Source organism: Flexivirga sp. (assembly GCF_051955415.1).
In the GTDB taxonomy this organism is placed as follows: domain Bacteria; phylum Actinomycetota; class Actinomycetes; order Actinomycetales; family Dermatophilaceae; genus Flexivirga.
On sequence record NZ_JBQCGS010000042.1, the window covers coordinates 90,177 to 104,090 of the forward strand.

Here is a 13,914-nt window from a genome sequence, read left to right on the forward strand (position 1 = left end):
TGTACTCCTCTCGGTCCGGGAATGCCGTTAGCCTGACGTTTCATGAACATCGTCTTCGTCGAGCCGAACTTCCCGCGCAACCAGCGCGAGTTCGCCCGAGCCTTGCACGACGTGGGCGCCACGGTCTTCGCCGTCGGTGAGACTCCGTGGGAATGGCTCGACGAGCAGTTGCAGTGCTGGGTCGATCACTACTACCAGGTCGGCTCGGTCACCGACGTCGACCAGCTGCGCACGGCGGTCGAGCACTTCCAGTCGATCGCCTGGATCGACGGCCTGGAAGCGACCATCGAGGCGCACACGCTGCCGGCCGCGATCGTGCGGGAGGCCACCGGCATACCCGGCACCTCGGTGCGCACCACCTGGCTGTGCCGCGACAAGCCGGCCATGAAGGAGGCACTGCGGGCGGCCGGCGTGCCGACCGCAGCGTCCGCTGCCGCCCACGACATCGACGACCTGCGGGATTTCGTGGACGAGCACGGCTACCCGGTCATCCTCAAGCCGCGCGACGGCGCCGGCGCGGCGGGCACCGTGCGGCTGGACAGCTACCGCGAACTCCTCGATGCCGCAGCGTCTTTCGGCGGCGCCGACTCCATCGCGATCGAGGAGTTCGTCGAGGGGCACGAGGGCTTCTACGACACTCTGAGCGTCGACGGTCACATCGCCTTGGACTTCGCGTCGCACTATTACCCGGGCGTCCTGGAGGCGATGCGGACCCGGTGGATCAGCCCGCAGTTCATCGCCACCAACCGGGTCGACTCGGAGCCGTTCTACGGCGAGCTGCGCGACCTGGGCGAGCGGGTCAACGCGGTCCTGGGCATCTCCACCTCACCGACCCACATGGAGTATTTCGTCAGCCCGAAGGGCCTGCGATTCAGCGAGATCGGCGCGCGGCCGCCCGGAGTCGGCTGCTGGGACCTGTATGCCGCCGGCAACGAGATCGACATCTACCGTGCCTGGGCCGACTCGGTGGTGCACCACCAGGTGTGGCACATCCCGAGCCGCTCGTACGCCGCCGGCATCATCGCGCTGCGACCGGACCGCGACGGCACGATCCGGGCCATCACCGGCTTCGACACGATCACCGACAAGTACGCCGAGTGGATCCTGGACTCCCACCTACCGATCGGCTCCGCGACCCAGCCCATCGAGGCCGGCTACATGGCGAACGCCTGGGTGCGCATGCGCCATCCCGACTACGACGTGCTGCGCGGCATGCTGGACGAGGTCGGTCGCACCGTCTCGGTGCACGCCGAATGAGCGTGCAGTGAGCGGGCAACGCGATTGCCGGTTGGTACTGCTCGGACCACAACGCCGGCCCTCGCTGGACAAGGTGGTCGCCGGGCTGCACCTGGACGGGCCGTTCGCCACCATCACGGCGGGCTGGCAGGAACGCGAACACGCCGACGAGGAACTGGACCGCCACCTCGGTGGCCGGGCGACCAACCTGGCACTGTGGTCCCGCCGGCAGGACGTCCTGGACCGCGACCCCGAGTTCGCCGCCGCGCATCGGCGCCGCGCGGTCGAACTCACCGACCTGCAGGAGCTCTACCTGATCGGTGTGCGGCATACCTCCCGGGCGTTGACCGAGCTCCGTGCCCAGGTCGAACGCTCCGAGCGCGCCCAGCGATTCGCGCTCAGTGACGCCGAGGAGGTGCTGCGTTCCCTGGACCGGCGGCATCTGGAGCGGGTCCGCGAGATCAATGCCGGTTTCTACGACGCGACCCGGCCGCACGAGCACCCGTTGATCGCCGCGCATCGGGCGGAGGTTGCGCAACTGCTGACCGAGGCGGCCGCCGTGGTGATCACCGGCGGTCACGTGGGCGAGTTGCTCGACGCGCTGCACCTGTTCAACGTCGTGCCGGCCGGCCTCGAGCGGGTGCCGGTGATCGCCTGGTCGGCGGGAGCGATGGCCCTCACCGAACGCGTTGTTCTTTTCAACGACAACGCTTCTCGCGGACCACGCGCTCCCGAGGTGTATGACGACGGGCTCGGCCTGTTGCCCGGTGCCTTGGTGCTGCCGGCGGCACACCAGCGACTGCACATGCAGAACACCGAGCGGATGTCTCTGATGGTGCGGCGTTTCGCGCCGGCGGTGTGCCTGCCGCTGGACCCCGGCGCCCGGATCGACCTGGGCCCGGACGGTTCGCTGCCCGGCAGTGCCCAGGTGCTCGACGAGTCGGGCAACGTCAGCACCTTCGATGCAGTGTCCGGGCGGGTGGCAGCCGATGGCTAGACAGCTCGCGATCCACCGGTTGCGTGCCCGGAAACCGTTGGACGACAACGCGATCGACCGGTTCCTGCAACAGCATTCGGTGCCGATCGTGGAGGGCGAGAAGTGCACCTTCCTCTACCGCGGCGAAGCCGACGAGGTGTGGGTCCGGCACCGCATCGTCGGTCAGCCACAGCGGGTGCCGATGCGCCGGCTGCCCGGCACGGCGCTCTGGTTCGTCATCCTCGAGCTACCGGCGGGGTCCCGGGTCGAATACCAGCTGGAGGTGCGCCGCGGCGACCACCACGAGGAGGGCAACGACCCGCTCAACCCGCACGTGGCCAACAGTCCGGTCGGCTCGTCGTCGGTCTGCCAGGCGACGGGGTATGTCGTGCCCGACTGGGTGCACCCGGATCCCGAGGCGCGGCAGGGCGAGATCGTCGACCTGACCGTCCAGTCCAGCGCGCTGCGCCGCAGGAGCGAATGCCGGGTCTATCTGCCGGCACGTTTCCGCACCACCCACACCTATCCATTGCTGATCGTGCACGACGGCGACGACTACCTGCGGTATGCCGCGATGGGCACCGTGCTGGACAACCTGATCCACCGGCTCGACATGGCCGAGACCGTCGTGGTTTTCAGCAACCCCGGCGACCGGACCAAGGAATACGCCAACTCGGTGCAGCACGCCCGTTTCGTCGCCAAGGAGCTGCTGCCGCGGCTGGAGGACGAATTCCCCCTGCTGGCAAAGCCTTCCGGCCGATGCCTGATGGGTGCGTCGTTCGGTGCGGTGGCGAGTCTGTCGACGGCATACCGCTATCCGGGCCTGTTCGGCTCCTTGCTGCTGCAGTCCGGCTCCTTCGTCTTCACCGACATCGGCGACGACCACGGCGGCGGTGCGGCGTTCGACCCGGTGGTGCGCTTCATGAACCGCTACCGCGCCAAGCCGGCCAAGGTCGCCGCCCGGATGTTCGTTTCATGTGGAACCTACGAGCCGCTGATCGTGCCGAACCGGTCGATGGTGCCCGTCTTCGAACGCGCGGGCATGCGGGTGCGGTATGTCGAAGCCCGCGACGGCCACTCCTGGGAGGACTGGCGCGACCGGCTGCGCGACGGGCTGTCCTGGATCTACCCGGGTCCGCAGAAGTACGTCTACGAGTAGTCGCGATCCGCTGGATGTCCGCTGCGATTCCTCCGCAGTGGCATCGCAGTGCTCTCGCAGCGCACCCGAGCACGCTGGGTCCTGACCGCACCGGCATCAGGAGGAGACCCATCATGCGCAGGACACATTTCACGCTCACCGCCGCACTCGTCACCGCACCGGCGCTGCTGGCCTGCGCCGGTGCCCTGGTGGCCGCACCGGCGGCCCACGCAGCGACGGCCCGCAACGGTGTCTGTGAGTCGGGTGAATTCTGCCTCTACTACAACTCCGGACAGGCCGGGTCGGTCTCGGACTTCACCACCTCGATCAGCGACTACGGCGCGACGCAGCCCGGCTGCTACGACTTCAAGGGCGCCGGCGCCGGCAAGGGACTGTGCGTCAAGAACAACGCCGCTTCGGTGTGGAACCGCACCGGCAAGACGGTCACCGTCTACTACAACTCGGGATACGCGGGTCACGCCCAGCAGTTCGCCGCCGGAGCCAAGAGCAACCTGGACGCGACCCTGAAGAACAACAACGCCGCACACCGCATCGGCGCGGCGCCGGCGAGCGTGCGTGGCATCGACGTCAGCAACACAAACGGCACGATCAACTGGTCGAGCCAGCGCTCCTCCGGTGTCCGCTTCGCCTACGTCAAGGCCAGCGAGGGCAGCACCTGGACCGACCCGACGTTCGCCACCAACTACAAGGGTGCGCGCAACGCGGGCGTCATCCGCGGTGCCTACCACTTCGCCAACCCGGCAGGCGCGTCCGGCAAGACGCAGGCCGACTGGTTCATCAACCACGGCGGCGGGTGGACCGCGGACGGATACACGCTGCCGGGCGCCCTGGACGTCGAGGGCACGTGCTACGGCAAGTCGCCGACGGCGATGGTCGGCTGGATCACGTCGTTCGTCGAGGAGTACAAACTCAAGGAGGGTCGCACCCCGGTGATCTACACCAACCGCTCGTGGTGGCAGGACTGCACCGGCAACAGCACCGCCTTCCACAGCAGCGCCCTGTGGTTCGCCCACCCGACCACGCTCGGCACGCTCCCGGGCGGATGGACCAGGCAGACCATCTGGCAGTACGCCGTCGCGGGCGGGATCGACCAGAACAAGTTCAACGGTTCCCTCACCCAGCTGAAGGCGTTCGCGAACAACAGCTGAGCCGGCCGTGGTCGGACCGGCACTGGTCGAGTGCCGGAGGAGTGCAGGTGTATCCGGACCGAGCGCTTGCTGCTGCGTCGGACTCGCGCAGTAGTGTGAAAACACGCCGCACACCGGACCGAACCGGGGACGACGAGCACGCGAAGTTCGAAGGACTGCAGATCAGGGGCCCACATGAGCGACACCACCTGGGAGCACGACGCACTGCGCCGGCTCAGTGCGCTGATCTCCCGGGCCGCGGCACAGCCCGGCCTCGACGAACTGCTCGACCTGGTGACCTCGGGCGTGGCCGACATCGTCGGCTTCCAAGTAGCCGCCGTGAGTCTGCTGCAGCCGGGTGACCAGTTCGAGGTCGTGTCGGTGGCCGGTGACGACGACGCCCGCGCCCAGTTGATGGGTGCACGCACGCCGCTGCGCCAGATCGAGTCCGAGTTCGCCGAGGCCGAGCACTGGGGCAGCCTGTGGTTCCTGCCGCACGACCGGTTGCCGGCCGACGCCCGCCCGGGCTGGGTGTCCACGGATTGGCAGGCCGATGATCACGATGGGCGGCCGGACGCCGACGCGTGGCACCCCGAGGACACGCTCATCGCACCGTTCTTCTCGGCCTCTGGTGCGATGGTCGGCTTCCTGTCGGTCGACCTGCCCGACGACGGGCGTCGTCCGGGTGACCTGCGGCGCGGTGTGCTGGAGGTCTTCGCCGCCCAGGCCGGCATCGCGATCAGTCACATGCGCGAGCGCGCTGCCCTGGCCGAACGCGACCGGCTGGTCGCCGCCGTCCACTCCGTCGTCCGCGCCTCGCAGCAGTCGCTGGAGGTCGACCGCATCCTCGCCGACACCATCGGCGCGCTGGCCGACGGATTGCGCAGCCAGCGCATGTGGGTCCGCATCTTCAGCGACGAGGACGACGCACGGGCCCACGGCCACGGGCGGCGATACCCCGAGAACATGGACGGCGCGCCACAACCGGCGCTGGTCGGGCTGGCCGGCCGGATGGCCCAGCACTGCTGGCTCACCCAGCGGCCGGCGATCGTGGCGCACCGGCACATGGAGCCCCGGGAAGCGCTCACCGAGGACGAGGCCGGCATGGTGCTCGACTTCATCGCCGGGATCGGATCGCACTCCCTGCTGCTGGTGCCGCTGGGCGCCGCCACCGAGTGCGTCGGCTACCTGGTGATGACCCGCGAGGCGGCATACCCGTCCTGGAGCCCGCAGGAGGTCGACGGCGCCATGGAGGTCGGCCGTGACCTGGGACGCTCGGTGCTCAACGCGCGCCTGCTCGAACGCGAACGCCACCTGGTCGGTGTGCTGCAGGAGGCCGACCACGCCAAGAGCACCCTGCTGTCGACCGTGTCACACGAGCTCAAGAACCCGCTGACCTCGATCCTGGGGCACCTGGAGATCCTGCGGGGCGAGGTCGACACGCTGTCCACAGCGCAGGCGCGCACACCCGCGGACGGTATGGCGAGCCGGTCGCTCGGCGTGATCGACCGCAACTCCCGGCGGTTGTTGTCGCGGGTGGAGGAGTTGTTGTCCTTCTCGCGGCTCAGCGACCCCGACCGGCCGCTGGAACGTGTCCCCGTGGACCTGCAGCAGGTGATGGCCGACGCGGTCGATGTGCTGGCACCGCTGGCGTCGGCCGGTGGCGTCCGGGTCGAGGTGCAGGTGCCGGCCGGTGGCCTGGTGGTGCAGGCGGACGCGGACCAGGTGACGGCACTGGTGCTCAACCTGGCCAGCAATGCGGTGAAGTTCAGCCCGCGCGAGTCGACGGTGCGGCTCAGCGCCCACCCGGTGCCGGACGCCGTGGAGATCCGGTGCACCGACGAAGGCATCGGCATCTCGCAGGACGACCAGCGCAAGCTCTTCGGCGAGTTCTACCGTTCGAGCAACCCGCAGGCTCACGAGATCGCCGGCACCGGCCTCGGCCTGAGCATCGTCAAACGCATCGTCGAGCGGCACGGCGGCCACATCGAGGTCTCCTCCCGGCTCGGCCAGGGCAGCACCTTCACCGTCACGCTGCCGACGGCATACGTCGTGCAGGATCACCTGTCGACCAGTTCGTCGTCGCGGTCCTGCTGACCGGCCGGGTGCCTCCGTCCCGGATGCGCCCGGTAGGTCGTCTAAGGTGACGCATCATGCGGATCCTGCTCACCGGTGGCGCCGGCTATATCGGATCGCACACCACCCTGACCCTCCTGGAACACGGTCACGACGTCGTCGTCGTGGACGACCTGCTCAACAGCAAGCGGGCGGCGGTGGAGCGCGTGGAGTCACTGTCCGGCCGCACCGTCCCGCTGCACGTCTTCGATCTGCGCGACGAGACCCGGTTGGACCAGCTCTTCGCCCGGGAGCGGTTCGACGCGGTGATCCACTGCGCAGGCCTGAAGGCCGTCGGCGACAGCGTCGCCCGCCCGCTGGACTACTACGGCAACAACCTGGACAGCACGTTCGCCGTCCTCGCGGCGATGGCCCGCCACGATGTACGGCGCCTGGTCTTCTCCTCCTCGGCCACCGTGTACGGCGAAAACGCGCCGCTGCCCTGTCAGGAGGACCACCGACCGTTGTCAGCGACCTCGCCGTACGGCCAGACGAAGGTGATGATCGAGCAGGTGCTGACCGACGTGGCGTCCGCCAGGGACGGTCTGCGGGTCGCTCTGCTGCGGTACTTCAACCCCGTCGGCGCGCACCCGTCCGGACGGATCGGTGAGGACCCGCAGGGCGTCCCGAACAACCTCATGCCGGTCATCGCCCGGGTCGCGGTCGGCCGGCTGGACCGGTTGCAGGTCTTCGGCGCCGACTACCCGACCGCGGACGGCACCGGCGAACGCGACTACATCCACGTGATGGACGTGGCGATGGGCCACCTGCGCGCCCTGGAGCACCTCGACGCCATGGTGCAACCTGCCCGGGCGTTCAACCTCGGCACCGGCACCGCGACCTCGGTGCTGCAGCTGCTGGCCGCCTTCGAGCGGGCCTGCGGCCACCCGTTGCCCTACGACGTGGTGCCACGACGACCGGGTGACGTGCCGGCCAACTGGGCGGACCCGGCGCGGGCGCAGCAGGAGCTGGGCTGGCGGGCGACCCGTGGCATCGACGAGATGTGCGCGGACACCTGGCGGTGGCAGTCGCAGAACCCGTCCGGCTACCCCGAACGCTGAGTGTGCGGATCCGGCGTGCCGCAGGCCGCTGCCCACGGCTCCCGACGGTTAGGGTGAGGCTGTGGTGGAGGGAGCGAGCGAGCAGCCGGGCCGGGTCGACGTGGTCGTGGCCGACGACGACGACGACATTCGTGACCTGGTCGAGTTCAAGCTGACCCAGGCCGGCTACGCCGTCCGCGCGTGCGTCGACGGTGTCCAGGCACTGGAGGAGATCCGCGACAACCCGCCACGGCTGGCGGTGCTCGACGTGATGATGCCCGGCCTGTCCGGTCTGGACGTCCTGCGCACCATCCGCGCCGACGAACAACTGGCGGATGTCCGCGTCGTGCTGCTGACCGCCCGCACCCGCGACAGTGATGTCGACGCCGGTTTCTCGGTGGGCGCCGACGACTACGTCAGCAAACCGTTCAGCCCCCGTGAGCTCGTCCACCGCGTCGCCGGCCTGCTGGGGCGGGGTGCGTGACCGCACCGTCGATCATCAGCAGCGGGCTGCTGCATGTCGTGGCGGTCGTCGTCCTCTGCCTGTGCCTGCTGTTGGCCGCCGTGGTGGTGTTCAGCAAACTACTCATCGCCCGCCGTCAGGCGGCGACCCGGACCCGGCTGGCACCGTTGCGCCCCGACCTGCTCGAAGTGGCGGCGGGTGAGGACGCCGACGGTGCGGCGCGGGCCCGGCTCATCGCCCACCAGGACCACCGCGGAGAGCTCGACCGGGCGCTGGTCAGCGTGCTGACCAAGGTCCGCGGGGCACCGGCCGAGGCACTGGTCGAGGTGCTGCGCGGCCGGGATGCGGTCGGCCGCACCGTTCGTGCCACCCGGTCGATGTCCAGCGTGCATCGGGCCCGTGCCTTCCGCACCCTCGGCTTGTTGCGCGATGCCGACCTGGTTCCCGACCTGCTGCGTGGGCTGCACGACCGATCCCCGGAAGTCCGGCTGGTGGCCGCGCGCGCGATCGGCGCCGTGGGCCCGCCGGCCGGTGAACGCGCCGCCCGGGCGGTGCTGCGCGCCGTCCGCACCCAGCACGCGCAACCGGGTGTGGCGGCCGGCACGGCCACCGAGGCGCTGGTCCGGCTCGGCGTCGTGTCCCAGCCGGCCGTTCGGGAAGGCATCACCGACGACGACTCCGGCGTGCGGCTGGTCGCTGCGACCGTCGCCGGCCGCGGGCTGTTCAGTGCGTGCGCAGCGCAGCTGGCCGACCTGGCCCGCAGCGATCCGGATCAGCTGGTGCGGATCGCGGCAACGCAGGCACTCGGCGAGCTGGGCCGGCCGGCCGACGGTCCGGTGCTGACGGCCCTGACCGGTGCGGTCGAACCCGTGGCTGTCCGCCGGGCGGCCGCCACTGCACTGGGCAGACTGGGCACCGAGGACGCCGCCGTCACGCTCGCCGGTCTGCGCGGCGACGCCGACCGCGGCCTGGCGGGCGTCGCCGCGACCGCACTGGGTGAGTCGGCGCCGGGGCAGGCCGCCCTGGACCGGGTCGCGGCCGACCCGGCCGGCTCGGCGCCGGCGGTCCGTGCCGCTCGCGCCACGCTCGAGGTGCTGCGGCTGCGCAGCGGGAAGGTGGACCAGTGAGCTGGGGCGGATTCGTCGACGGGTTGCGGGAGGTGGTGGTCACCACCCTGGCGGTGGTGCAGTGGCCGATCCTGATCTATTTCCTGATCATCAACACCTCCTACCTGATCCTGATCGGCCTTGCGGCGTGGGACTTCGTGCATCACCTGCGTCGGGTCGAGCAGTCTGGCCGGCCGGAACGCATCGCCGGTGATTACGCGCCCTCGGTGACCCTCGTGGTGCCGATGCACAACGAGGCGGCCGGCATCGTCTCCTCGCTGCAGTCGCTGCTGGCGCTGCACTATCCGCACCATGAGGTGGTCGCGGTCGACGACGGCAGCACCGACGACACCTTCGCGGTGCTGCAGCAGGCCTTCGACCTGGTGCCGGTGGATCGCGAGATCCCCACCGACGTGCCGATCTCCGCGGAGGTGTTGTCGGTCAACATCCCGCGGGACGGCCGCACCGCGCTGACCGTCGTGCGCAAGACCAACTCGGGCCGCTCCGACGCCGTCAATGTCGGGATCAACGCGGCGAGCACGGACCTGGTCGTCTTCGTCGATGCCGACTCGATCCTCGACCCGGACGCCCTGATCACGGTCACCGTGCCGTTCGCCGACGACCCGGGCCGGATGGTGGCGACCGGTGGCGTGGTCCGCGCCGCCAACGGCAGCCGCATCGTCGCGGGCCGGCTCGTCGAGGCGCGGTTGCCGCGGCAGCTGCTGCCCCGCATCCAGATCGTGGAGTACCTGCGGGCCTTCCTGCTGGGCCGCACCGGCTGGTCCCGGCTGCGCGCACTGCTGCTCATCTCCGGCGCCTTCGGGGTCTTCCGCCGCGACATACTCGTCGAGGTCGGCGGCCTGGACACCACCAGCATCGGCGAGGACTTCGAGCTGGTGATGCGGGTGCACCGCACGCTGCGACGCCAGGGCCGCGATTACCGCGTGCAGTTCGTCGGCGAACCGGTCTGCTGGACCGAGGTGCCCTCCACCACGAAGGTGCTGCAGAAACAGCGGGCCCGCTGGCACCGCGGCCTGTGGGAGACGCTGTGGAAGTACCGCGGCATGCTGTGCAACCCGCGGTACGGCCGGTTGGGCATGATCGCCCTGCCGTTCTACTGGGCGTTCGAACTGATCGCACCGCTGCTGGAGTTCGGCGGTCTGCTGCTGATGATCCTCGGCCTGGCGCTGGGCGTCGTCAACGTGCCGTTCGCGATCCTGTTCATCCTGATCGCCTACGGTTACGCGATCCTGGTGACCCTGGCCGCGATGACGGTCGAGGAGCTCACCTTCCACAAATACACCCGGTGGCGCGATCTGGGCGCGATGCTCACCGCCGCGATCGCCGAGAACCTCGGCTACCGCCAGCTCACCGCCTGGTGGCGGCTGCAGGGCTGGTGGGCGAGCTTGCGGGGCAAGAAGCAGGTGTGGGGCACGATGACACGGGTCGGGTTGGGCGAGAGCACCGACCAGTGACGGCGTGACCGCCGACCGCGATGGTGGGTGGGGTGCCGCTCAGTCGGGGTCCCCGCGAAGTATTCGGGGGAGCGCAGCGGAGGAGAAACGTCGTGGGGTGCTGCTCAGGGCATGATCTTCCAGGTCAGCGGCTGTGAGACGGTCAGCCCCTGGTAGGAATTGCCGAGGTTCCGTGGCGCGGCGACCACGAAGGTGTAGGGCTGGGCCGTCTTCGGTCCGAGCACGGCCAACCGGGGTCCGGTGGCGGCCGCGAACTCCGCCGGGGTGCCGCTGAACACCGGGCTCCTGTCGGGTCCGGTGCCGGCATACACCGAGACGGTGAGTCGACCGCACAGGTCGATCGCGGGGTCGCCGCCGGCCGACGGGCCGTGCTGGGTGCACCGGCCCGCGGTGAGAGTGAACGACTTCGGCGTCGTGGACCCCTCGTTCGACATGAGCACCGTGGTGACGACAGAGTCGCCGGGCATCAGCACGCCTCCGCCGTACGCGTTGACCGCTGCGCAGCTGGCGCTGCCGTCGCCGTCGTCGGCGCTGCTGCACGCGATCGTGCCGTCCGCGGTCGTCTCCTGCAGCACCAGGGGCTGGGCGACCACCACCGGATCGAGCGATCGCTGCACGGAGGCTGCGACGGCCGGAACCGCACCGGACATCGTCAGCAACGCCACCCCCGCGCTGACACCGGCCGAGACGGCGACCGTGATGCGACGGGAACGACGGGCATGCGAGCGGACGGACATGGGCAGACCCCGGATCAGCGAGAAGGAGACAGAGAGCTGGTCGACACCGTGACCCCAGGCCTTCCGGACGACGACCGACCATGTCGTCGCCGCGAAATTGTCGCACAGCACGCGCGACGACGACAGCGGCTAACCGGCAGCGGATCCGTGCACCCGACGGTCGGCCGACGGGCGTCCCGCCGGGCGCCGGGGCTGCTCGACCGGCAACTCGATGCGGAACGTGGTGCCGACGCCCTCGGTGCTGGTCATGGTCAGCGTGCCGTGGTGCGCCTCGACGATGGTCTTGACGATGGTGAGCCCGAGGCCCACGCCGGGTATGGCGCGGCCGACCGCGGTGGAGGCGCGGAAGAAGCGCTGGAACATCAGACTCTGCTCGTCGGCGGGTATGCCGATGCCGGTGTCGCGGACCTCGATCGCGACACCGGAGCCGTGGCTGCTCAGGGCGAGGTCGACGTGCCCGCCCGCGGGGCTGAACTTGATGGCGTTCGAGAGCAGGTTGTCCAGCACCTGGCCCAGTCGCCCGGGGTCGCCGGTCACGGTCGGGAGGTCCTGGGCGTCCAGCCGCAGGGTGATGTCACCGGCCGTGGCGCGCGGCTGCGCCGCTTCGACGGCCGCGTCGGCCAGCGCGCGCAGGTCGACCGGGGCCAGGTCGAGCGTGACGCTGCCGGCGTCGATCTGTGCGGTGAGCAGCAGGTCACCGACCAGACGCAGCAACCGGTGGGCATTGCGGTCGATGGTGGTCAGGAACTGCACCTGGGCCGGATTGAGGTCGTCGGTGTCGTCCAGCAGCATCTCCAGGAAGCCGATGATCGACGTCAACGGGGTGCGCAGTTCGTGCGAGACGACCGCGAGGAACTGGTCCTTCAGGTGTTCGGCGGCGCGCACCTCGGTCAGATCGCGGGTGATCAGGCTGAAGCCGCGCAACTGCCCGGCGGTGTCCCGGATCGCGGTGATCACCACACCGGCCCAGAAGATCGTGCCGTCCTTGCGGGCGATCCAGCACTCCTCGGCGAACCTGCCGTCCTGCGCCGCCTCCGCCAGCTTGCGGTCCAGCTCGGCGCCGGAGGACTTGCCGGGCGGATACAGCACCGAGAAGTGCCGTCCGACGATCTCGTCCGCCTCGTAGCCCTTGAGCCGCTGCGCCCCGGTGTTCCAGGTCTGCACGCGACCCTGCGGGTCGAGCATCAGGATGGCGTAGTCGGTGGTCGCGTCGATCAGCAGCCGCAGGCGTTCCTCACTGTCGCGGACCGCCTGCTCGGCGGCCCGGCGATCGGTGATGTCGTGCATCGCCACCACCGCACCGAGGACGCTGCCGTCGTTGCGGGTGATGCGTTGTCCGCGCACCACGGTGCGCCGAACGGGCCCGCGCGCGGGTGCGACGACGATCTCCTCGTCATACACCTGCTCACCGCGTAGCGCACGCTCCAACGGCGCCTGCTCCGCCGGAATCTCGGTGACGCCGGCGGCGGCGAGCAGCCGGTAGCCGGCGTCGGAGCCGCGGATGACGCGTGCGGCGTTGTTGGCCAGGGTCGGCCGGCCCTGCGGGTCGCAGGCGGTGATGCCGACGTCGACGCTGTCCAGCACGGCCTGCAGGAAGACCCGGCTGGACTCCAGGTTGTCGGCGCGGGACTCCTGCTCCTGCACCAGTCGATGCACGATGTAGCCCACGATGCTGGCGAGCACCGGCCACAGGATGACGCGGGTCCACTCCCGCGAGGGGTAGTCCGGTGCCCCGATGACCAGGATCGGCACCAGGAACGCCGCGCAGGCGCCGACGACGGTGACCGCGAGCTGCCGCCAGCTGCCGTAGAGCGCGACCCACAGGACCGGCAGGATGATCAGCGCGGACAGTCCCGAGCGACTGGCACCATCGGCGTCGCGCAGCAGCGCGGCCACCGCCAGGAACGCCACCGGTATGGCGCCCTGCGCCCACGGCGGCAGGCGGCGCCACGGCACGGTGACGACGATGACACCGAGGACACAGGTCAGCACCACCGCCGCGATCAGCGTGGACGGCCGCAGGTCGTGCCCGGGCAGGGCGAGCGTGAGGAACGCGACGACGATGGCGCCGACGAACGGCAGGATCCGCCGGGTGCGCCCGGGGGGAACCAGTGGGCCGTGGGACCCGGTGGGCGACGCGGGCGCCGGCTGCAGTTGCTGCACGGCGTTGTCGTCCCCGGACTCGCCGGCCGCAGAGGTCCGGCTCATCCGGCGTTCTGCGCGATCAGGGTGGTCAGCAGTTCCTCGAACTGGCGGCGGGTGAACGGCTTGGGCAGCACCGCATCCGCGCTCGGGGGATAGCGGTCGGTGTCGAGCACCGAGGTGATCACGATGCGGCAGTGCGCCGTCTCGGGGTCGGCGCGCACGTCGTGCATGTCCTTCGCGCCGGGCATGCCGGGCAGCCGCAGGGCGACGATCGCGCGGTCCGGCCGCTGCAACCGCGCCGCGGGCCAGGCGTCCCCGCCGCGGCCGACCTCGGC

General features: G+C 70.2%; 11 protein-coding genes and 1 pseudogene. 9 read left to right on the forward strand and 3 right to left on the reverse strand.

Going from position 1 to position 13,914, the window contains the following annotated elements; translation table 11 throughout:
* The first annotated feature begins 42 nt into the window (after positions 1 to 42).
* The 9 genes from ACTHL4_RS07080 (at position 43) to ACTHL4_RS07120 (ending at position 10,697) form a co-directional block, all read left to right on the forward strand.
* A complete protein-coding gene (locus ACTHL4_RS07080) occupies positions 43 to 1,257 on the forward strand; it encodes an ATP-grasp domain-containing protein (RefSeq protein ID WP_440282041.1) in 1,215 nt (404 codons plus the stop codon).
* A gap of 7 nt (positions 1,258 to 1,264) precedes the next feature.
* Positions 1,265 to 2,233, forward strand: a complete 969-nt coding sequence (locus tag ACTHL4_RS07085) for a Type 1 glutamine amidotransferase-like domain-containing protein (protein ID WP_440282042.1) — start codon at positions 1,265 to 1,267, stop codon at positions 2,231 to 2,233.
* Entirely contained in the window at positions 2,226 to 3,371 is a 1,146-nt protein-coding gene (locus tag ACTHL4_RS07090) for an alpha/beta hydrolase-fold protein (protein ID WP_440282043.1), read from the forward strand. The genes ACTHL4_RS07085 and ACTHL4_RS07090 overlap by 8 nt, the downstream gene beginning before the upstream one ends.
* Positions 3,372 to 3,484: 113 nt before the next feature.
* Entirely contained in the window at positions 3,485 to 4,519 is a 1,035-nt protein-coding gene (locus tag ACTHL4_RS07095) for a GH25 family lysozyme (protein ID WP_440282044.1), read from the forward strand.
* Between the two features lie 174 nt (positions 4,520 to 4,693).
* Positions 4,694 to 6,595: a sensor histidine kinase gene (locus ACTHL4_RS07100; protein ID WP_440282045.1), complete on the forward strand. Its 1,902-nt coding sequence runs from the start codon at positions 4,694 to 4,696 to the stop codon at positions 6,593 to 6,595.
* A 56-nt stretch (positions 6,596 to 6,651) separates the two neighbouring features.
* Entirely contained in the window at positions 6,652 to 7,674 is a 1,023-nt protein-coding gene (galE, locus tag ACTHL4_RS07105) for a UDP-glucose 4-epimerase GalE (protein ID WP_440282046.1), read from the forward strand.
* Between the two features lie 61 nt (positions 7,675 to 7,735).
* Complete coding sequence (locus ACTHL4_RS07110) at positions 7,736 to 8,137, forward strand: response regulator transcription factor (RefSeq protein WP_440282047.1); 402 nt, start codon at positions 7,736 to 7,738, stop codon at positions 8,135 to 8,137.
* The gene (locus ACTHL4_RS07115; protein WP_440282048.1) at positions 8,134 to 9,243 is read left to right on the forward strand and encodes a HEAT repeat domain-containing protein; all 1,110 of its coding nucleotides are present in this window, start codon (positions 8,134 to 8,136) and stop codon (positions 9,241 to 9,243) included. The genes ACTHL4_RS07110 and ACTHL4_RS07115 overlap by 4 nt, the downstream gene beginning before the upstream one ends.
* A complete protein-coding gene (locus ACTHL4_RS07120; protein ID WP_440282049.1) occupies positions 9,240 to 10,697 on the forward strand; it encodes a glycosyltransferase family 2 protein in 1,458 nt (485 codons plus the stop codon). Before ACTHL4_RS07115 ends, ACTHL4_RS07120 begins: the two co-directional genes overlap by 4 nt.
* 104 nt (positions 10,698 to 10,801) lie before the next feature.
* Here ACTHL4_RS07120 and ACTHL4_RS07125 read toward each other — a convergent pair whose 3' ends face one another.
* The 3 genes and pseudogenes from ACTHL4_RS07125 to ACTHL4_RS07135 form a co-directional block, all read right to left on the reverse strand.
* Complete coding sequence (locus ACTHL4_RS07125; RefSeq protein ID WP_440282050.1) at positions 10,802 to 11,545, reverse strand: hypothetical protein; 744 nt, start codon at positions 11,543 to 11,545, stop codon at positions 10,802 to 10,804.
* Positions 11,546 to 11,563: 18 nt separating this feature from the next.
* Positions 11,564 to 13,642 (reverse strand): ATP-binding protein, encoded by a 2,079-nt coding sequence (locus ACTHL4_RS07130; RefSeq protein WP_440282051.1) that lies wholly within the window; start codon positions 13,640 to 13,642, stop codon positions 11,564 to 11,566.
* Positions 13,639 to 13,914, reverse strand: a pseudogene (locus ACTHL4_RS07135) (hypothetical protein); the annotation flags it as partial. The pseudogene ACTHL4_RS07135 and the gene ACTHL4_RS07130, both read right to left, overlap by 4 nt.

What these genes read in the sequence shown, in the direction of transcription:
- ACTHL4_RS07080 (WP_440282041.1), top strand. Translation starts at nt 43, where the DNA reads ATGAACATCGTCTTCGTCGAGCCGAACTTCCCGCGCAACCAGCGCGAG.
- ACTHL4_RS07090 (WP_440282043.1), top strand. Translation starts at nt 2,226, where the DNA reads ATGGCTAGACAGCTCGCGATCCACCGGTTGCGTGCCCGGAAACCGTTG.
- ACTHL4_RS07095 (WP_440282044.1), top strand. Translation starts at nt 3,485, where the DNA reads ATGCGCAGGACACATTTCACGCTCACCGCCGCACTCGTCACCGCACCG.
- ACTHL4_RS07100 (WP_440282045.1), top strand. Translation starts at nt 4,694, where the DNA reads ATGAGCGACACCACCTGGGAGCACGACGCACTGCGCCGGCTCAGTGCG.
- galE (WP_440282046.1), top strand. Translation starts at nt 6,652, where the DNA reads ATGCGGATCCTGCTCACCGGTGGCGCCGGCTATATCGGATCGCACACC.
- ACTHL4_RS07130 (WP_440282051.1), bottom strand. Translation starts at nt 13,642, where the DNA reads ATGAGCCGGACCTCTGCGGCCGGCGAGTCCGGGGACGACAACGCCGTG.